Below are 20,082 nucleotides of genomic sequence, written 5' to 3'. Positions count from 1 at the left end.
CGGAATCTTGAGATCCGCGAGATCGTCACGGCATGACGAATCACGGCGAAACGCATCAGGTCACCCTCCGCACCCCGGCCGAACTGGCCGACGCCCTGCCCTATTTGCTCGGCTACCACCCCGAGGACAGCATCGTTCTGGTCGCGCTGCACGACAGGGAGGGCCGCGGCCGGTTCGGCGGTCGCGCCCGGCTCGGCATTCCCGCCAACCCGGACGACTGGCCCGCCGCCGCACAGCAACTGACGCACGGTCTGGTGACCGGCAGCGAGCGCAGAGGAGCACGGCCCGAGAGCATGGTGGTGTACCTCTGCCAGGAACCGGCCGAGGGAGAGGCCCGGCACGAGGTGCGGGAACGGCTGCGCCCGCTCGCCCAGTTGCTGCGCACCGCGTGCGGTCGTCTCGACGTACCCGTGGTCGAGGCACTGTGCATCGCCGACAACCGGTTCTGGTCCTACTGCTGTGTGACGCCCGAGTGCTGTCCGGACGAAGGGGTGCCCATGGGCCTGCCCGGAACCTCGGTACTGGCCGCCGCCGCTACTTATGCCGGCCTGCAAGTGCGAGGCACATTGAGCGAGTTGCGGGCCAGGTTCCATCCTTGGGAGACCGCTGCGGCGCTGGAACAGGAACACGCGCTCGACACCGCCAACGCCCGCCTGGTCCCGCGCATCCTCGACAGCGCGAGCCGCGCCGACGTGGCCGAGGAGACCCTGCGACAGGCACACCGGGTCAGGAGCCGCTTCGCCGACGCCCCCGCCGTGTCCGGCACCCTCCTTGCGGACCTCCGCGACGACGAACTGCTCACACACGACGAGGCCGCCACGCTGATTCTGGGCCTGCAGGACCGTACGACCCGCGATCGGGCGGCGGAGTGGATGGAAGGCGACGAGGCGGCGCCCGCCCTACGCCTCTGGAGGGCTCTCGCGCGCCGCTGCGTCGGGCCGTACCGCGAGCACGCCGCGGCACCACTGACGCTCGCGGGCTGGGTCGCCTGGTCCACCGGCGACGACCTGGAGGCCAGGGAAGCCCTGGCCATGGCTCTGGGTGCGGATCCCGGTTACCTGTTCGCCCGCCTGCTGCACCAGGCCTGCAACGAGGGTCTGGACCCGGAGTCGATCCGCCGCTGTCTGCGCGCGGAGCGCGGCGGCCGAGCACACGCGGCAGCCGGACCGCCCAGGACCAGTCCGTCCGTCGAACGGGCCGGGACGGGCGAGGAGACGAGCATTGGCTGGGACGACGAGAGGGGCACCGGCCGGGATGAGGAAACGGGCGTCGGCTGGGACGAGGACCCGGAAGGGTTCGAGGCCACGGAGCGGTTCGGGGGACCGAGCGGGGTCGATTACGGGCAGGGGATGGACCGTGACAGCCGGATCGACGGCATCGAACCCGCCGCGCCGTCCGATGCCGCGGGCCCCCCGTCCTGCTCGACGTCGGTCACCGGCGCCGCTCGGGCGCTGGAATCGGCCACGAGGCGTCGGCGGCGGGTAGGCCTCACAGACGGCGGCGATACCCGGCGCCGTGCCGCTGGCACGAGCAGTACTCGTCCTCAGACCTCGGGCAGGCCCGTCGTACGTCGCCCCGGCGCCGGCGCGGAAGGAACCGCTCTTCGCCGCGGCAGGACGAAGGGGAACGACGCGTGAAGAGGGGAGGGGTGGCTGACGGGCGCCCGTCCGGGAAGCGGGCGCCGGGCGGGCGGGTCGACAGGGGCCGGACAAGCACCGGGCGTGCGCGCGATGAACGGACCGGCGGCCGACGACCGAGCAACGGCGGAACGCCTGAGGAGCGATCCGCCGGTGACGGCACTGCCGGGCGGCGATGCGGCCGAGCGCCGGTAAGCGGGCGGTCCGGCAGCGGTGGAACTCGCCGCAGGCGATTGAGCATCGGCAGTGCCGCCCACGTACAACTGAGCGACGCCAGGACGGCTCACGGACACCTCTCCCTCCCGACCACAACGGACAGCCGGTGCGGTCGTTCCGGCGCGGGCCGGACGCATGCCCCGTCTCACCGCCATTCGGTCGGCTTGTACCGCCGGAGGCGTGACTCGGGGAAGCCCTGGTCCGTTCACCTGAGTGGCGGAACCCCTGGACGGGCCGAACCGCCGCATCACCCCCGTCCCGCCGAGGCCCCCTGCCAGGTGCCGAGCGCGCCCTCGGCGCCCAGAGAGCAGAAGAAGCCGCCCATGCATCCGCCGCCCCCGCCCTCGGCCGCCGACGACGACCGGCGGGCGGCAAACACACCCGCACCGCCCTTGCGAGGAGGTGGCGGCGGAGTACCCGGGAGCGGGGGCGCCCCACGTGGCTCGCAGCCGCGCTTTCCGGTCAGCGGGTCCCCTCCATCGGCGGGCGCGCAGTCATCGCCCGGGCCGCCTGTTCCTCCTCGAACACCCTCTGCCGCGATGCCTGCCGCCCGCCGTCCCGCCCAGCTGCCCCCCACCCACACCACCCTGATCTGCGTCGCGCTCCCCGGGCTCGCGATCTCCACGGACCAAGGGCAGCTCACGGGCCGAGGGCTGGAGGGTTTCTATCGCGGGGGAAGGCGCTTACTCGCCCGATGCCAGGTCCGCGTGGCCGGGCGTGAGCCCCTCCCGGTACAGGCCCGCATGACCGGCGCCGACCGCGCCCGGTTCGTGGGGACGTTACGCGCGACCCCGGACGGCGGGCCGGACCCTGACGTCGTCGTCGAGCGCATCCGTCACGCGGACGGCACGGAGCGGATCACCCTGCGCAGTTCGGCGCCGCGCCCGCTGCGTGTGCCGGTCGAGGTGTCACTCGGTACCGATCTGGCCGATCTGGGCATGATCGCCGCCGGCACCCCCGGCCCCGAACTGCCCGCCAGCGTGCACGCCTTCGGCCTGCGCTGGTCCGGCGCCACCGGCGGCGCCGCCGTCACGGCCGATCCGCCACCCGCCGACGCGCTGGCCTCCGCCGGTCTGCTGCGGTGGGAACTCGAACTGCCCCCGGGCGGTTCCTCGACCCTGGAGCTGCGCATACGGCAGGACGGGGCGGGACCCGTCCGAGCCGTGGGCCGTGCGGCGACCAGCCCTCTCGCTTCTGCACGGGCCGGCGGCGACGATCCACGCGTCGCGGCGCTCCTCGAAACCAGCATCGCCGATCTGCAGGCCCTGCTTCTGCGTGACTCCGCGCACCCCTCCGACACGCATCTCGCGGCGGGAGCACCCTGGCGCTGCGGCATGGCCCCGGCCGAAGCGCTCGCCGCCGCCCGCATGACGCTGCCGCTGGGCACCGGGCTCGCCGCGGGCACGCTGCGGACCCTCGCCCGCACCCAACTCCCGGGGCCGGGACCGAGATCCGGCATGCTCCCGGGACCACGCCGGGACGCGGGCCCACACCTGCCACCGGGCTGCACGGGTACGGAGGCCACACTGCTCTTCCCCGTGCTCCTGGCCGAGGCCCGTCGCTGGGGGCTGCCGGAACAGACGATCGAGGAACTGCTCCCGACCGCCGAGCGCTGTCTCACCTGGCTGCGCGCGACTGTGGACGAGGGCACCTACCTGCCCGATCCGCAGCCCGGCGGCCCGGTGCGCTGCGAGACGCAGGCCCACGCACACCGCGCCGCCCTTCTGGGCGCCGATCTCCTCGACGCTTACGGCCGGCCGGGCGGTGCTGGGTTGCGGCAGTGGGCCCAGGAGCTGCGCATCGCGTTCCGGGCCGACTTCTGGATGGACGACCTGAGCGGCGGCAGACCCGCGGCTGCCCGAACCCCGGACGGGCGTAACGTGCCGCACTTCGGCGCCGTCGCCGCCCATCTCCTCGACACCGGTCTGCTGGGTGCGGGCGAACATGCCCCCGGGCTGCTCGACAAGGTGCAGACCGAACAGCTCGCCCGGCTCTTCGGCGGGCCGGCCATGGACTCCGGCTGGGGACTGCGCGGCCTGGGCGTCAAGGAGGCGGGATACAACCCGTTCGGCCACCGGAGTGGAGCCGTGCGGGTCCAGGAGACCGCGGTGGCCGTCGCGGGACTGGCCACCGCCGGGTACGAGAAGGAGGCGAGCGCGCTGCTGCGCGGCATCCTCGCGGCCGCCGAGGCGTTCCAGTTCCGATTGCCGGAGATGTACGCGGGGGAGCAGCGCACGGACCCGGGCGCCCCGCTGCCCCACCCGGCGGCCTGCCGGCCCTCGGCGACCGCAGCCGCCTCGGGGGTACTGCTGCTGGCCACCATGGCCGGCATCCGGCCGGACGCCCCGGCGAGCACGGTCATGCTCCGCCCCGTACGCAGCGTGCCCCTGGGCGAGATCAGCCTGACCGGGCTGCGGATCGCCGGTGCCCCCTTCTCCGTACGGGTCGGTCGGCTCGGCGTCGCCATGGTCGAGGAGGCCGCCGCAGGACTGCAACTGGGAGCGTGACCTCGTACAACATGCCTGTCAGGAGAAGGGAAGCGGCCGGTGGCGCACGTGTCCGACCACTATGGATCAGCCATGGGCGCGGCCGGAGTAGGGAGTGTTTATCGTCAGGCAGACGACTATGATCACGGCATGCCCTACGACCCGTCAGCCTTCCCGCCCTTCGCCGTCACCGTGGACCTGGTCGTGCTGACCGTGCGTCGTCATGCCCTGTGCGCGCTGGCGGTGCGCAGGGGTGAGCCGCCCTTCCAGGGACGCTGGGCGCTCCCCGGTGGCTTCGTGCGGGCCGACGAGGACCTGTCGCAGGCGGCAGCGCGGGAACTGGCCGAGGAGACGGGCCTGCGCGCCCACGATCCGATCGCCCCCGCTCAGGACAACGGCGCGCACCTGGAACAGCTCGCGACCTACGGTGACCCCAAGCGCGACCCCCGGATGCGAGTGGTCAGCGTCGCCCATCTCGCGCTCGCCCCCGACCTGCCCGCCCCCAGGGCGGGCGGCGACGCCAACAGCGCGCGCTGGGCACCCGTGGAGGAACTGCTGCAGCAGGGCGGCTACGGCCGGGACGGCGAACAGGCGGCCCCGCTGGCCTTCGACCACGCCCAGATCCTCTCGGACGGCGTGGAGCGCGCCCGCTCCAAGATCGAGTACTCGTCGCTGGCCACGGCGTTCTGCCCGACCGAGTTCACCGTCGGCGAGCTGCGCCGGGTGTACGAGGCCGTGTGGGGCGTCGCCCTCGACCCGCGCAACTTCCACCGCAAGGTCACGGGCACCCCCGGCTTCCTGGTCCCCACCGGGGGGACGACCACCCGGCAGGGCGGTCGCCCGGCCCAGCTCTTCCGAGCCGGAGGCGCCACCCTGCTCAACCCCCCGATGCTGCGTCCCGAGGTCTGACACGGCCCCCACCGCACCCGGTAAAACGGACATAACGCGCTATCTTGCTACGGGTGATCCAGGCCTTCGGACTGACCAGCAACCCCCGCAAGGAGCTACCGCCCGCCGTCGACGACGTCTCCTTCGAGGCACGCGCGGGCCGCGTCACCACGATCCTCGGCACCCCGGGCGCCGGCAAGACAACAGTGCTCAGGCTCATGCTCGAACTCCAACCAGGCCGTGGAATCACCTACTTCAGAGGCCGCCCTCTGCACCGCATCGCCCACCCGTCACGTGAGATCGGCGTTGTCCTGGGTGATGTACCGGGGCACCCCGCGCGCACCGTCCGAGGCCAACTCCGCATGCTGTGCGCGGCCGCAGGCGTTCCGGCCCGTCGTGCCGACGAGGTTCTCGAGGTGGTCGGCCTGGTCAGCCTGCGTGACGAACGCCTGGGCACTCTGGCACGCGGCATGGACCGCCGGCTAGGTCTTGCCTGCGCACTGCTGGCGGACCCGCACACGCTCGTACTCGACGCCCTCACCAACGGACTGTCCGCTCGCGAACGCCACTGGCTGCACGGCATGCTGCGCGCCCATGCCACCCAGGGCGGCACCGTCCTGTGCACCACCACCGACGCCAAGGAGGCCGCCCGCACCGCCGACCGGATCATCACTCTGGAGCACGGGCGACTCGTCGCCGACCAGGCGGCCACGGAATTCTCCCGCACCCGACTGCGCCCCCGCGTCGCCGTCCGCAGCCCCCACGCCACCCGTCTCGCGGCCCTGCTGACCAAAGAGGCCCGCACGGCACAGCTCTCCGTGGAAGTCGTACAGGAGACCGACAATCGGCTTTCCGTGTACGGCAGTACGTGCGCGGACATCGGCGAGACCGCGTTCCGGCACGGCATCCTCGTGCACGAACTCGCCGACGAGGTCGGCGACATGGGGCCCGGGATCGACTCGGCCTCCCGGCGGCCCGAGGACCGCCGCGAGGACGCTGCTGCTCTGCGTCCAGGTTCCGCCGCCCCGGCGCCGTCCGAGGGCGCCCCGGCATCCCGTCTCCCCGCGCTGAACGAAGCCCCCGACGCCGTACGGGCGGTGACCCCGCTCTCCGAGCCGACAGCTGGCCGAGCCTCCGTGAGGACAACGTCCGCACGCACCCAGGACGCCCGCCCACGCTCCTGCGACGCCCTCACCTCCGACAGCCTCCCCCCGCTCCCCCCGCCCATCTCCGTCCGCCCCGCTCCCAGCCCACTGCGTCCTCTCCGCTACGAACTGCGCCGCGCCGGTGGTGTCGGCACCGGGTTTCTGACCGCGGCCGCCGTGCTCGTCTCGTCCGCGCTCGTCGCCGTACTCCTGGCCCGCATCGGCCACACTCCGCAGCACCGCCTGCTGGCCGCCTGGCCGAGGGAGCTGCCGCTGCCGCCCGCGGCGATCGGCGCCGGGCTGCTCGGCGCCATCGCCTTCGGTGACGAGTTCCGCCATCCCGCCCTGGCGGTGGACAGCGGCACCGTGCCCCGCCGGCTGGGACTGCTCGCCGCCAAGCTGTTCGTCGCCGCGATCACCGGGCTGCTGCTGGCATTCCTCACCGTGGGCTGCGACGCCGAAGTGCTCTACCTCGTCTACGGACGGGAACTGGCACAGGTTCCCGCGGAGTGGCTTCCGCTGACCGCGAGTTGGATCGGCCTCGTGATCGGCTGCGCCTGGGCCGGGGTGCTGGCCGCGGGCATCTTCCGGTCCACCACCGCCGGGCTCGCGGCGGTGGTCGCCGTACCGGTCCTCGTGGTGCCCCTCGTGCAGAAGGCCGTGGAGGGACCGTCCGTGCGAAGTGCGGCCGGGTTCTCCGTGCGGCTGCGGGAACTGTTCCTCGCACAGTGGCCGTTCGGGGGCGAGCGGTATCTGGCCGCCGCAGCGCGGATGATCGCCCAACCCGTGGGTGGCGCGCTCGCGTTGTCGCTGACTGCCCTGCTGTGCGCGTATCTGGTCACGACCCTGCGAAGCAGGGTCCGATGACGATCGTCCGCACCCTTCGAGTCCTGCCCTGCGCACAACTCCCCGAGGGACGCCCGTTTCTTTCCGATAAGGCGTCAATTGCGACGGGGTGAGCGATCACCCTTTCGTGTGCTTTTCACCAAAGACCTCAAGGGAGTTGGAGGCAGAGCCGACAAAGGATCCGTGAGTACCCTTGCGCACACCATGATGACCGCCGCCCGCTCCGCAGACTCCGGTCTCGTCGGCCCGGGCGGACTCGACCGCTACCCCTACGCCGAGGCCCCCGGGGCCGGCCGCGTGGGAGTTCCTTCCTGGGACGCCGCGGACCCGGAGCTGGGCCGCGTCGGCCGTCGCACCGCGGGCAGCCGCGGTCGCGGACTGCACGGTCAACTCGTCCAGCAACTGGGCCAGATGATCGTCTCCGGCGACCTGGGCGCGGACCGCCCCCTGGTGCCCGAGGAGATCGGCCAGCGGTTCGAGGTCTCCCGCACCGTCGTCCGTGAGTCGCTCCGTGTCCTGGAGGCCAAGGGCCTGGTGAGCGCCCGGCCGAACGTGGGCACGCGCGTGCGTCCCGTCAGCGACTGGAACCTCCTCGACCCCGACATCATCGAGTGGCGGGCCTTCGGGCCGCAGCGCGACGACCAGCGTCGTGAGCTCAGCGAGCTGCGCTGGACGATCGAGCCGCTCGCCGCCCGTCTGGCCGCCGGGCACGGGCGCGAGGAGGCTCAGCAGCGGCTCGTCGACATGGTCGAGATCATGGGCCACGCCATGAACCAGGGTGACGCGCTGACGTTCTCTCGCGCCGACGCCGAGTACCACTCGCTGCTCATTCAGCTCGCCGGCAACCGCATGCTGGAACACCTCTCCGGGATCGTGTCCGCCGCCCTCCAGGTGTCCGGCGGTCCGATGACCGGTTGCGACCGGCCCACCGAGGCGTCCCTGGCGCACCACGCCCGGATCGTCGACGCCCTCGGGGCGGGCGACGGCGCGGCGGCGGAAGCGGCCATGCGACAGCTCCTCGTCGTGCACCCCGAGGTCGAGCGCGTGGTCCCGGCCCCGCGCGAGCACTGATCGCGCCGAGGGCGGCGCCGATCGGGAACCGTGTCACTCTCCGGCAGCATCGCTCGCTCGCGAACTGTGACTGCCGGGCCCCGTCGGGCTCCCGAGAGGGCTCGGCGGGGTCCGGCAGCGGGACGAAGTGGGGGCGGACCGTCCGCAAACGCCCGCCAGGGCTGCGACGACAGCTGTGGGAGTGGGCACAGTGAGGTCGGGACGGTCTGGTTGCGACCAGGGCCGACCACCTCTAGCCGTATCTGACCGCTTTTGAGTGCTTACGGGGTGTGACTCGGGCCACGCAGATTGGGCGTAACGCTCGCGGAAGCAGCGCGATGACCTAAGAGGTGACAGCCGCGGAAGGAATACGGACGCCGTTCAAGGCGCTGTGCATCTTCCCGGCCCTTTGCCCGCGCCGTCGGCCCATCCCCAGTCGGCGGTCGTCGGCCCCTGTCCGTAGTGGACGGGGCCGGAAGCCGTTTTCCAACGTTCCGAGAGGTTGTTCGTGTCGGCCAGCACATCCCGTACGCTCCCGCCCGAGATCGCCGAGTCCGTCTCTGTCATGGCGCTCATCGAGCGGGGAAAGGCTGAGGGGCAGATCGCCGGCGACGACGTACGTCGGGCCTTCGAAGCTGACCAGATTCCGGCCACTCAGTGGAAGAACGTACTGCGCAGCCTCAACCAGATCCTCGAGGAAGAGGGTGTGACGCTGATGGTCAGTGCCGCGGAGCCCAAGCGCACCCGAAAGAGCGTCGCAGCGAAGAGTCCCGCCAAGCGCACCGCCACCAAGACGGTCGCGGCGAAGACGGTGACCACGAAGAAGGCCACCGCCACCGCCACCCCGGCGGCTCCCGTCGCCGAGTCCTCCGCCGAGGACGAGGCGCCCGTGAAGAAGGCCGTCGCCAAGAAGACGACGACCGCCAAGAAGACGGTCGCGAAGAAGACCGTCGCCAAGAAGACGGCGGCCAAGAAGACGACCGCCGGCAAGGACGACGCCGAAGGCATCGAGGACGAGGTCCTCGAGGACGTCAAGCCCGGCGAAGAGGAAGAGGAGGGTGGCGAGAACAAGGGCTTCGTCCTCTCCGACGACGACGAGGACGACGCGCCGGCCCAGCAGGTTGCCGTGGCCGGTGCCACCGCGGACCCGGTCAAGGACTACCTCAAGCAGATCGGCAAGGTCCCGCTCCTCAACGCCGAGCAGGAGGTCGAGCTCGCCAAGCGTATCGAGGCGGGTCTCTTCGCCGAGGACAAGCTGGCGAACGCCGACAAGCTGGCCCCGAAGCTCAAGCGCGAGCTGGAGATCATCGCCGAGGACGGCCGCCGCGCCAAGAACCACCTCCTGGAGGCCAACCTCCGTCTGGTGGTCTCCCTGGCCAAGCGTTACACCGGCCGCGGCATGCTCTTCCTGGACCTGATCCAGGAGGGCAACCTCGGTCTGATCCGCGCGGTCGAGAAGTTCGACTACACCAAGGGCTACAAGTTCTCGACGTACGCCACCTGGTGGATCCGTCAGGCGATCACCCGCGCCATGGCGGACCAGGCCCGCACCATCCGTATCCCGGTGCACATGGTCGAGGTCATCAACAAGCTCGCGCGCGTGCAGCGCCAGATGCTCCAGGACCTGGGCCGCGAGCCCACCCCGGAGGAGCTGGCCAAGGAACTCGACATGACCCCGGAGAAGGTCATCGAGGTCCAGAAGTACGGCCGTGAGCCGATCTCCCTCCACACCCCCCTGGGTGAGGACGGCGACAGCGAGTTCGGTGACCTCATCGAGGACTCCGAGGCGGTCGTCCCGGCCGACGCGGTCAGCTTCACGCTCCTCCAGGAGCAGCTGCACTCGGTCCTCGACACCCTCTCCGAGCGCGAGGCGGGCGTCGTCTCGATGCGCTTCGGTCTCACCGACGGTCAGCCGAAGACCCTCGACGAGATCGGCAAGGTGTACGGCGTCACGCGCGAGCGCATCCGCCAGATCGAGTCCAAGACCATGTCGAAGCTGCGTCACCCGTCGCGCTCCCAGGTGCTGCGCGACTACCTCGACTAGGACACGGCCGTACGACACGGAAGGCCCGGCTCCCCTCAGGGGAACCGGGCCTTCGTGCTGAGCGGGCGCGGCTCGTCGCACCGGCGTGCGAGGAGCGTTGCCCGGCGCGTGCGCGATGAAATGCTCCAGCCGTCGGCGTCCCTCTTTCGTGGCCCGCGCGTGCGGGGCCGGGCAGGTTGGATCACTCTGGGTTTCTCGTGATCACCCCAGAGTGAGGAGCGCGCATGCGTCACCCCCTTGTCCGGGCCCTGTCCCGGACGCTGACCCGGTCGCTGGTCATGGCGGCCGCGGCGGCCGTGATACCGCTGGCATCCGCCACGCCCGCGGCTGCCGACGGCGTCGTCGTCGGCGGATTCCCGGTCGACGTGTCCGAAGGCCCGTGGACGGTGGCGCTGTCCAGCCGTGACCGGTTCGGCGGTACCAGGGCGGGGCAGTTCTGCGGCGGCGTGGCCGTCGGCAGGACCACCGTGCTGACGGCGGCCCACTGCATGGACGAGGACGTCCTGGGAGCGCCGCCCAACCGTGTTCAGGATCTGAAGGTCATTACCGGGCGCACCGAGCTGACGTCGACCGAGGGCAAAGAGATCGCCGTCCGCGACACCTGGGTCAATCCCGGCTACGACAAGATCAGTAACGCCGGGGACTTCGCTGTGCTCACCCTCGCCGAGGCCCTCCCGCAGGGCTCGGTCATCGGGATGGCGGGCGCCGGCGATCCGGCCTATCAGCCGGGTGCGAGTGCCACGGTCTACGGCTGGGGCGACATCACGGGCGGCGGGGACTACGCGCGCAGTCTGCGGGCCGCACGTGTGCACGTGCTGTCCGACGCGCTCTGCGAGCGGGCCTATCCCGGCAGCGCCGACGGGACCTATCGAGCGGACAGCATGCTGTGTGCCGGTGAGGCCGTCGGAGGGCCGGACGCCTGCCAAGGGGACAGCGGAGGGCCGCTGGTCGCCCAGGGGCGGCTGATCGGGCTCGTGTCCTGGGGGAGCGGCTGTGGACGGCCCGGCAGCCCGGGCGTCTACACGCGGCTCTCGCACGTCATACGGACGCTGGGGTGGGATACCCCCGCTGCTCCCGGTAACGGTGGCTGAGTGTCCATGTGCGGACTCCGAGGGGCATCGCAGCCCTGGCCCGCTCGAGCGTGCCTGGTGGTCCGTGAGCGGCTTGTGAAGCGCGCCTTGTGAAGCGGGCGGCCACTCCTGAGTGCAGGAGTGGCCGCCCGAATCAACCGGCCTGTGCCGGGGGTGGCTCGTCGTCGAAGCGCGGTATCAGCGGTCTTCTTCGGTGGAGCTGGCTGGAACGGTCGTCAGTCGCTCCGTCTCGTCCTGTATCTCAGCGGCGATCTTCTTGAGTTCCGGCTCGAACTTGCGACCGTGGTGGGCGCAGAAGAGCAGTTCTCCGCCGCTCGCCAAGACAACGCGAAGGTATGCCTGGGCGCCGCAGCGGTCGCAGCGATCAGCGGCCGTCAGCGGGCTCGCGGGGGTCAGAACAGTAGTCACGTCGCCTCTTCTCTAGCTCGACGAGCTGTCGTACCAGGGTCAACATCCAACCAGGCCGAAAACGTTCCCGCTCGTGGCTCTTCCTCGAAAAAATCTTTCGAGACGGCTGTCTGCTGCCGGTTGGCGGCGAATGTGCCGTATTGCGTGTCTTTGTGTCTGTACGGGTTCGCGCTGTCTGTCGTCTGTAGGGGTGTTGGTCCTCCCGGCCGGGTTGCCGGTTGTTCTTGAGGACGTGCCCGGAGCCTAAATGGTTCATGCCTGGAAGGGAACGTGATATGTACTTCACTCCAACGAGGGATCGAACAGTTATGCGACTCTGGTTTAGTCTGAGTTTCAGACGAGGGTGGCGTTACATCGGCTCTACCAGGCCTCGGTACCCTCTGAGCGGTGACCGAAGCCGGGCCCTTACCCACCAGGGCCCCAACTGAAATTCAGCGAGGAGCGAACCGCGTGACCGCCGATACGTCCGTGCCGTCCACAGCGCTGCTGGCAGGAGCAGACCGGGACGGTTCCAACTACACCGCGCGGCACCTGCTCGTCCTCGAGGGGCTCGAGGCAGTGCGCAAGCGTCCCGGCATGTACATCGGGTCGACCGACAGTCGTGGCCTGATGCACTGCCTCTGGGAGATCATCGACAACTCCGTGGACGAGGCCCTCGGGGGCTACTGCGACCACATCGACGTCATCCTGCACGATGACGGCTCCGTCGAGGTACGGGACAACGGCCGCGGCATCCCCGTGGACGTCGAGCCCAAGACCGGCCTTTCCGGTGTCGAGGTCGTCATGACCAAGCTGCACGCCGGCGGCAAGTTCGGTGGCGGCTCGTACGCCGCTTCCGGTGGCCTGCACGGCGTGGGCGCGTCGGTGGTGAACGCTCTCTCGGCCCGCCTGGACGTCGAGGTCGACCGCGGAGGCAACACTCACGCGATCAGCTTCCGCCGCGGCGTGCCCGGCTCCTTCGGGGCCGACGGTCCGGACGCCTCGTTCGAGACCGGTGGCCTGCGCAAGACCAAGCGGATCCCCAAGACCCGTACCGGCACGCGCGTGCGGTACTGGGCCGACCGCCAGATCTTCCTCAAGGACGCCAAGCTCTCCCTGGAGAACCTCCACCAGCGTGCCCGGCAGACCGCGTTCCTGGTGCCCGGGCTCACCATCGTGGTGCGTGACGAGTTCGGGCTCGGCGAAGGCGGCAGCAAGGGCGAGGAGTCGTTCCGTTTCGACGGAGGCATCAGCGAGTTCTGCGAGTACCTGGCCGCCGACAAGCCGGTCTGCGACGTCCTCCGTTTCTCCGGACAGGGCCTCTTCAAGGAGACGGTCCCGGTCCTGGACGACCACGGTCAGATGACACCCACCGAGGTCACCCGCGAACTGGGCGTCGACGTGGCGCTGCGCTGGGGGACGGGCTACGACACGAACCTCAAGTCGTTCGTGAACATCATCGCCACGCCCAAGGGCGGCACCCACGTCGCGGGCTTCGAACAGGCCGTCGCGAAGACGATGAACGAGGTTCTGCGCACCAAGAAACTGCTGCGCGTGGCCGAGGACGACATCGTCAAGGACGACGCCTTGGAGGGCCTCACCGCAGTCGTCACGGTACGTCTCGCCGAGCCGCAGTTCGAGGGTCAGACCAAGGAGGTGCTCGGCACCTCGGCGGCCCGACGCATCGTGACGAATGTGGTGTCCAAGGAGCTCAAGGACTTTCTGACCTCCACCAAGCGGGATGCCGCGGCCCAGGCCCGGGTGGTCATGGAGAAGGCTGTGGCTGCCGCGCGTACGCGCATCGCGGCTCGTCAGCACAAGGACGCACAGCGCCGGAAGACGGCCCTGGAATCCTCCTCGCTGCCCGCCAAGCTCGCCGACTGCCGTAGTGACGACGTCGAGCGCAGCGAACTGTTCATCGTGGAGGGCGACTCCGCGCTCGGTACCGCCAAGCTCGCCCGGAACTCGGAGTTCCAGGCGCTGCTGCCGATCCGGGGCAAGATCCTCAACGTCCAGAAGTCGTCCGTGACGGACATGCTGAAGAACGCCGAGTGCGGCGCGATCATCCAGGTCATAGGGGCCGGATCCGGTCGTACGTTCGATATCGATGCGGCTCGCTACGGCAAGATCATCATGATGACCGACGCCGACGTCGACGGCTCCCACATCCGCACCCTGCTCCTGACGCTGTTCCACCGCTACATGCGGCCCATGGTCGAAGCGGGCCGGGTGTTCGCCGCGGTGCCGCCGCTGCACCGCATCGAGCTCATCCAGCCGAAGAAGGGCCAGGACAAGTACGTCTACACGTACTCGGACCGTGAACTGCGCGAGAGGCTGCTGGAGTTCCAGAGCAAGGGGGTCCGTTACAAGGACTCGATCCAGCGCTACAAGGGCCTCGGTGAGATGGACGCCGACCAGCTGGCCGAGACCACGATGGATCCGCGCCATCGCACGCTGCGCCGGATCAACCTGTCCGACCTGGAGTCGGCCGAGCAGGTCTTCGACCTTCTGATGGGCAACGACGTCGCCCCTCGCAAGGAGTTCATCTCCAGTTCGGCTGCCACGCTGGACAGGTCTCGAATCGACGCGTGATCCGTGCGGGACTCGCGGCCGGGGCGGCACTTCCACGTGCCGCCCCGGCGCCGTTTCTCCACCCTCGGGTGGAGGTCGGTGCCGGGGCGAATCCACCCTTCGACCACCCCTGCTCCGATCCTGTGACGTGCCGTTTTCCGTAGTGTCGAAGCGTCGACAGCACCCGCTGCCGGCTCTCCCCTTCTTCGCCCACGGAGGCCTGCATGTCCGGGCTTGTCGACGCCTTGCTGATCGTCGCCGTCGCCGGTTTGGTGGTCGTGCGACTGTTCCGCACCCGCCGGATAGACGGCGACCGGCGCTGGTGGGTCGTGCCCGTGATCCTGGCCGTCGTGGCACTGCGTGAGCCCGGCCTGATCGACGCCCATCATCGAGCGGAGTCGATCAGTCTGTTCGCGGCCGAGCTGTTCATCGGCCTCGCCACCGGCGCCGGCTGGGCCTGGACCACCCGTGTCTGGGTCGAACCGGGCGGCGAGGTGTGGAGTCGGAGCACCAGGGCGAGCGTAGCCGTGTGGATCATCGGGATCGGTCTCCGTGCCGGCGTCTTCGCCCTGAGCGCGGCGCTCGGCGTCCATCAGGGCACGTCGGCACTGCTTCTCGCTCTCGCGGCGACCCTGCTGCTCCGCGCCGGAATCCTGCGCTTGCGATCGAACTCCCTGCGTGCGACGTCCCCGCACCCGGATTCGCTTCACCCCGCCTCCACGTCCTCGGCGCAGGGGCAGAACACGGCCTACGGTGACAGCGTGCCTCTGCGGAAGGAGCACCTGTGACGAAGAACGACTGGTTGCGCTGGCCTTCCAGGGAGGCGCTCGGCCGCGAGGGCCGCACCGCCAACCGCCGTCGGCTCGCCTGGGCCACCCGGCTGCTGATCCTCGGCATGCTGCTGTGGGGAACCGTCAGCAGCGGCCCGCCCCGAGGCAGTGACTCGGCTCTGGCCGTCGGGGGAGTCGTTCTCGCCGCCCTGCTCGCCTGGGCGTTCCACCGGACGACGTTCCAACACCGACTGTGGCCCTCTCTGGCGCTCCTGCTGCTGCTTCAGGGCCTCGCGGTCGCGGGTCAGGCCGCGGGGTTCCGGGTACCGGCACTCGTCCTGTGGTGCGGGTGCGCGATCACGGCACTGCAAAGACTGCCCCTGTCAGCCGCAGTGCCCACGAGTGTGGTGGCCCTCGGTTCGTACGCGGTGGTCAATGACGACCCCTTGCTCACCACAACCGTCACCAGCGTCGGTCTCGCACTCGCCGGGTACGTCCTGAGGCTCGACGCCGAAGCGCGTGGCAACGCCCAGCGGCTGCTCGCCCAGGAACGAGCCGCTCGGGCAGCCGAAGCGGAGTCGGCGGCGCTCGCGGAACGGGCCCGGATCGCGCGGGAGATCCACGACGTGCTCGCGCACAGCCTCTCGGCGCAACTGGTCCACCTGGAAGCGGCCCGTCTGCTGATCGAGCGGGGCGCCGACCGGGACCGGATACTCGAACGGGTGGTCGCGGCGCGGGGAATGGCCCGTGACGGTCTGGCCGAGACGAGACAGGCCCTGTCCGCGCTGAGGGGCGAGATGTCCCCGCTGGAGGACTACCTGAGCGAGATCGTCGGCGTGACGGACGATGTGGGCGTCACCATTACGGGTGAGCGCAGACCGCTGCCGGCGGAGGCATCACAGGCCGTGCGCAGGGTGGCCCAGGAGGCGCTGACCAACGTCCGCAAGCATGCTCCCGGCGCCAAGGTCCAGGTGCGGCTGGACTACAGCGAGCACCAAGTGACGCTCGACGTAAGGGACTCGGGCGGTTCGCCGGGCGAACTCACGGGGGTGGGCGGCGGGTACGGTCTGCTGGGCATGCGCGAGCGTGCCGAGTTGCTGGGCGGCTCGCTGGATGCGGGGCCGGACGAGAAGGGTTTCGTGGTGACCTTGAGGGTGCCGACATGACGGCGGAGGCCGGGCGGGAACCCGCGCGGGTCGTGGTGGCGGACGACCAGACCGTCGTACGTGAAGGCATCGTGATGCTGCTCGGCCTGCTGCCCGGGATCGAGGTCGTCGGAGCGGCCGGGGACGGGGACGAGGCCGTGCAGCTCGTCGCGCAACTCGCGCCGGACGTCGTGCTGATGGACCTGCGTATGCCGCGTTGCGACGGCGTCGAGGCGACCCGGCGGATCAGGGCGGAGTACCCCGGGACCCAGGTCGTGGTGCTCACGACGTTCGCCGACGACGAGTCGCTGTTCCGCGCGTTGCGGGCAGGTGCGCGCGGCTATCTCACCAAGGACGCGGACGGCGACGACATCGTCAGGGCGGTGCACAGCGTGCTGTCCGGGGACGCGGGGCTGGCGCCCAGCATCCAACGAAGGCTCCTGGAGCGGCTGACGGAGTCCGAGAAGAAGCCGGCCCCGCCCGCGGAGCCGCCCGACGGGCTCACCACGAGGGAGGCCGAAGTGCTGATACTGATCGCGGACGGTCTCAGCAACCAGGAGATCGCGGTCAAGCTCCATGTCTCCACGGCGACCGTGAAGACCCACATCAACAACCTCTTCGCCAAGACGGGAATCAAAGACCGTGCGCAGGCGGTGCGTTACGCCTATGGGAAGGGGTTGGTGCGGCCTCCCACAGCGTGAATCACCTAATGGGGTGAACACCGTGGCGAAGAAGAGTCGGGGATCTTCCCGTTCTGTCCATCCTTGGGCATGCAGTCAAGCACCGGTCGTCCTCGCAGGCGCGGGGGCGGTCCTGAGAGTTCGGCCGAGACCCACGAAGGTCATGCCGCTGTCCCGGCCCATGTGGAGACGGGCGGGGACACGCGGTTCGACGACCCCTGGTACGACGCGCTTGCCTCTGGCTGGGGCGAGTTGGACGGGACGGGCGCACCCGCTCCCGTTGTCCCGCCCATGCGCCGGGAGCAGGAGAACCGGGGCGGCCGTGCGGCGGACGTCTATCTGGAGGTGCAGCGCAGCGCGGCCTTCCAGGAGGTGCGCAGGCGGTACCGCAGGTTCGTGATTCCCGGCGTCGCGGTCTTCTTCTCCTGGTACGTGGGCTATGTGGTGACCGCGACCACGGCGCCCGGGTTCATGGCGCGGCCCGTGGTGGGCGCGGTGAACGTGGCGATGCTGGCGGGACTCGGGCAGTTCCTGACGACCTTCCTGTTCACCTGGGCGTATGCGCGGCACGCACGGTTGCGCAGGGACCGGGCGGCGCTCGATCTGCGCTGGGACACCCAGGAACTGACGCGTGGCCTGCGAGGCGGTGGATCGTGACCGGCAACCATCAGATGCTGGCGCTGGCGCTGGCGCTGTTCAGCGCGTTCGTCGCCGTCACGTTGGGCATCACCACCTGGGTCAGCCGGCACCGTCAGGGTTCGGCGGAGGAGTTCTACGCGGGCGGCCGGCTCTTCTCCCCGATGGAGAATGGTTTTGCCATCGCGGGTGACTACATGTCGGCCGCGTCCTTCCTCGGGATCTCCGGCCTCATCGCACTCTTCGGGTACGACGGGCTGCTGTACTCGGTGGGATTCCTGGTGGCCTGGCTGGTTGTGCTGTTCCTGGTCGCCGAACTGGTGCGCAACTGCGGGCGGTTCACGCTGGCCGATGTCATCGCGGCGCGGATGCGGGAGAGGCCGGTGCGGATCGCGGCGGGAACTTCCTCGGTCACTGTGTCCGTTCTCTATTTGGTGGCGCAAATGGTGGGCGCGGGCAGTCTGGTCGCGCTGCTGCTGGGCGGGACCAGCGAGGCAGCACAGTCCTGGACGGTGATCGCGGTCGGCGCGCTCATGGTGATCTATGTGTCGTTGGGAGGGATGCGAGCCACTACCTGGATCCAGATCGTCAAGGCGGTCCTGCTGATGGGCGGAGCGATCGCACTGACCGTGCTGGTGCTGGTGCGCTTCCACGGCGACTTCGACCAGTTGCTGCGCACGGCGGCCGAGCGCAGTGGCCACGGTGACGCGTTCCTCGCTCCCGGACTGAGGTACGGAGGCGACTGGACCTCGCGTTTCGACTTCATCAGCCTGGGGCTCGCCCTAGTGCTGGGGACGGCCGGACTGCCGCACATCCTGTCCCGCTTCTACACCGTGCCGACCGCTCGGGCAGCGCGCCGGTCGGTCGTCTGGTCGATCGGGCTCATCGGCGGCTTCTATCTGATGACGATCGTCCTCGGCTTCGGCGCGGCAGCGATCGTCGGACCTCAGGCGGTCCGTGGCTCGAACGCGGCCGGGAACACGGCGGTGCCGCTGCTGGCCCTCGATCTGGGCGGCGGCGCGGACTCCACAGGCGGAACGGTTCTGTTCGCGATCGTCGCCGCCATCGCCTTCGCAACCATTCTCGCCGTGGTCGCGGGCATCACGCTCGCTTCCTCGGCGTCAGTGGCCCACGACCTGTACGCGTCGCTGCGCCGCCCGCGCGCCAAGCCGCGCAGCGAGGTGGCTGTGGCCCGCACCGCGGCGGTCGGCATCGGCGTCGTCGCGATCGCCCTCGGGCTGCTGGCCCGAGACCTCAACGTCGCCTTCCTGGTGGGCCTCGCCTTCGCCGTCGCGGCGTCCGCGAATCTGCCGGTGCTGCTCTACTCCCTGTTCTGGGGCGGCTTCACCACCCGGGGTGCGGTGTGGTCGGTGTACGGGGGGCTGATCCCGTCGGTGGTCCTGGTGCTGCTGTCGCCCGTGGTGTCGGGCAGCCCTGATTCGCTGTTCCCGGGAGTGGATTTCCAGTACTTCCCCTTGCAGAACCCGGGTCTCGTCTCGATCCCGCTGGGATTCCTCGCCGGCTGGCTCGGCACGGTCACCTCGGCGGAGGACCCGGACGAGGCCAAGCACGCGGAGACCGAGGTGCGCTCGCTCACGGGAGCGGGCGCCGTTTAGCGGGCGGTGATTCCAGGCTCGTACGCCCCCTGCGGTGGAGGCGGGACGTTCAGGGGGCCACCCACGCGTACCGGTGTTCGGGGCGGCCTGTGTCGCCGTACTTGAGGGAGAGGCGCAGGCGGCCGGCCTGTTCCAGGTGGCGGAGGTAGCGCTGGGCGGTGGAGCGGCTCAATCCTGTCTCGGCGGCCACCTCGTGAGCCGAGAGCGGGTGGCCGGCGCGGTGGAGCACACCGCAGATGAGGTCCGTGGTCGGTTCCGAGTGGCCGGTCGGGAGGCCGGGGGCCGAAGGTGCCGGCGGGGTGCGCAGCGCGCCGAAGATCCGGTCGACCTGCTCCTGGCCGGTGTGGTCCCGGTCGCCGACGCGGTCGACCGTGCGGCGCAGGGCCGCGTAGGAGTCCAGGCGGGCGCGCAGTGCGGCGAAGGTGAACGGCTTGACCAGATAGTGCAGTGCGCCCACGCGCATCGCGGCCTGCACAGTGTCGACGTCGCTCGCCGCCGTGATCATGATGACGTCGGTGCAGTGGCCCTGTTCCCGCATGCGGTGGACGAGTTCGAGCCCTGTCTGGTCGGGCAGGTAGTGGTCGAGCAGAACCAGGTCGATGGTGCCCTGCTGCACGGCGGCCAGGCCCTGGGCGGCACTGTGCGCACGGGCGGCGACCCTGAATCCGGGAACCCTTCCCACATATCTGGCGTTGATCTCCGCGACGCGAAGATCGTCGTCCACTACCAGGACGTCAATCATCGGGCCTCTCCCTCAGGGCCGACGAGCACAACAGACTCTTGCAGACGGAACAACGACTCGCGTCCAGAAGACCGATGTTGTGGCATACGCCATTCCTTCCGCCATCGAACTACGGCGCACGGGCAAGATCTT

General features: G+C 70.2%; 15 protein-coding genes. 13 read left to right on the top strand and 2 right to left on the bottom strand.

Going from position 1 to position 20,082, the window contains the following annotated elements:
* The first annotated feature begins 32 nt into the window (after positions 1-32).
* The 7 genes from ABZ855_RS22375 to ABZ855_RS22345 all read left to right on the top strand — a co-directional run bounded on the left by ABZ855_RS22375 (position 33) and on the right by ABZ855_RS22345 (position 11,403).
* The gene (locus tag ABZ855_RS22375) at positions 33-1,637 is read left to right on the top strand and encodes a DUF4192 domain-containing protein (protein ID WP_360809359.1); all 1,605 of its coding nucleotides are present in this window, start codon (positions 33-35) and stop codon (positions 1,635-1,637) included.
* A 755-nt stretch (positions 1,638-2,392) separates the two neighbouring features.
* Entirely contained in the window at positions 2,393-4,360 is a 1,968-nt protein-coding gene (locus ABZ855_RS22370; RefSeq protein ID WP_360809357.1) for a glycogen debranching N-terminal domain-containing protein, read from the top strand.
* Positions 4,361-4,489: 129 nt separating this feature from the next.
* Complete coding sequence (locus ABZ855_RS22365) at positions 4,490-5,248, top strand: NUDIX hydrolase (RefSeq protein ID WP_319199876.1); 759 nt, start codon at positions 4,490-4,492, stop codon at positions 5,246-5,248.
* A 53-nt stretch (positions 5,249-5,301) separates the two neighbouring features.
* Positions 5,302-7,239 carry an ATP-binding cassette domain-containing protein gene (locus ABZ855_RS22360; RefSeq protein WP_360809355.1) on the top strand — a complete coding sequence of 646 codons (1,938 nt, stop codon included), beginning with the start codon at positions 5,302-5,304 and terminating at the stop codon, positions 7,237-7,239.
* A gap of 162 nt (positions 7,240-7,401) precedes the next feature.
* The gene (locus tag ABZ855_RS22355) at positions 7,402-8,289 is read left to right on the top strand and encodes an FCD domain-containing protein (protein ID WP_360809353.1); all 888 of its coding nucleotides are present in this window, start codon (positions 7,402-7,404) and stop codon (positions 8,287-8,289) included.
* Between the two features lie 487 nt (positions 8,290-8,776).
* Entirely contained in the window at positions 8,777-10,312 is a 1,536-nt protein-coding gene (locus tag ABZ855_RS22350; protein ID WP_360809351.1) for an RNA polymerase sigma factor, read from the top strand.
* Positions 10,313-10,536: 224 nt separating this feature from the next.
* Positions 10,537-11,403 (top strand): serine protease, encoded by an 867-nt coding sequence (locus ABZ855_RS22345; RefSeq protein ID WP_360809350.1) that lies wholly within the window; start codon positions 10,537-10,539, stop codon positions 11,401-11,403.
* Between the two features lie 177 nt (positions 11,404-11,580).
* On the opposite strand, the gene ABZ855_RS22340 is transcribed toward ABZ855_RS22345, so the two are convergent.
* The gene (locus ABZ855_RS22340; protein WP_044471628.1) at positions 11,581-11,811 is read right to left on the bottom strand and encodes a hypothetical protein; all 231 of its coding nucleotides are present in this window, start codon (positions 11,809-11,811) and stop codon (positions 11,581-11,583) included.
* 450 nt (positions 11,812-12,261) lie between these two features.
* Between ABZ855_RS22340 and ABZ855_RS22335 the strand changes: the two genes are divergently transcribed.
* From ABZ855_RS22335 to ABZ855_RS22310, 6 genes are all read left to right on the top strand, one after another.
* Positions 12,262-14,382, top strand: coding sequence for a DNA topoisomerase IV subunit B (locus tag ABZ855_RS22335; protein ID WP_360809347.1), 2,121 nt, complete (start codon positions 12,262-12,264; stop codon positions 14,380-14,382).
* 203 nt (positions 14,383-14,585) lie between these two features.
* A complete protein-coding gene (locus ABZ855_RS22330; RefSeq protein WP_360809345.1) occupies positions 14,586-15,149 on the top strand; it encodes a DUF1453 domain-containing protein in 564 nt (187 codons plus the stop codon).
* Positions 15,146-16,297, top strand: a complete 1,152-nt coding sequence (locus tag ABZ855_RS22325; RefSeq protein ID WP_360809343.1) for a histidine kinase — start codon at positions 15,146-15,148, stop codon at positions 16,295-16,297. Before ABZ855_RS22330 ends, ABZ855_RS22325 begins: the two co-directional genes overlap by 4 nt.
* Entirely contained in the window at positions 16,294-16,977 is a 684-nt protein-coding gene (locus tag ABZ855_RS22320) for a response regulator transcription factor (protein ID WP_360809341.1), read from the top strand. The genes ABZ855_RS22325 and ABZ855_RS22320 overlap by 4 nt, the downstream gene beginning before the upstream one ends.
* Positions 16,978-17,046: 69 nt before the next feature.
* Positions 17,047-17,613, top strand: coding sequence for a DUF485 domain-containing protein (locus ABZ855_RS22315; protein ID WP_360809339.1), 567 nt, complete (start codon positions 17,047-17,049; stop codon positions 17,611-17,613).
* Entirely contained in the window at positions 17,610-19,208 is a 1,599-nt protein-coding gene (locus ABZ855_RS22310; RefSeq protein WP_360809337.1) for a cation acetate symporter, read from the top strand. Before ABZ855_RS22315 ends, ABZ855_RS22310 begins: the two co-directional genes overlap by 4 nt.
* Positions 19,209-19,257: 49 nt before the next feature.
* Here ABZ855_RS22310 and ABZ855_RS22305 read toward each other — a convergent pair whose 3' ends face one another.
* The gene (locus ABZ855_RS22305) at positions 19,258-19,950 is read right to left on the bottom strand and encodes a response regulator (protein ID WP_360809335.1); all 693 of its coding nucleotides are present in this window, start codon (positions 19,948-19,950) and stop codon (positions 19,258-19,260) included.
* Between the last annotated feature and the right edge of the window lie 132 nt (positions 19,951-20,082).

The sequence above is a fragment of the Streptomyces sp. NPDC047042 genome (genome assembly GCF_040644035.1).
Taxonomy (GTDB): domain Bacteria; phylum Actinomycetota; class Actinomycetes; order Streptomycetales; family Streptomycetaceae; genus Streptomyces.
The sequence above is the reverse complement of the archived record's forward strand: the minus strand, read 5'-3'. Positions and strand labels throughout refer to the sequence as shown.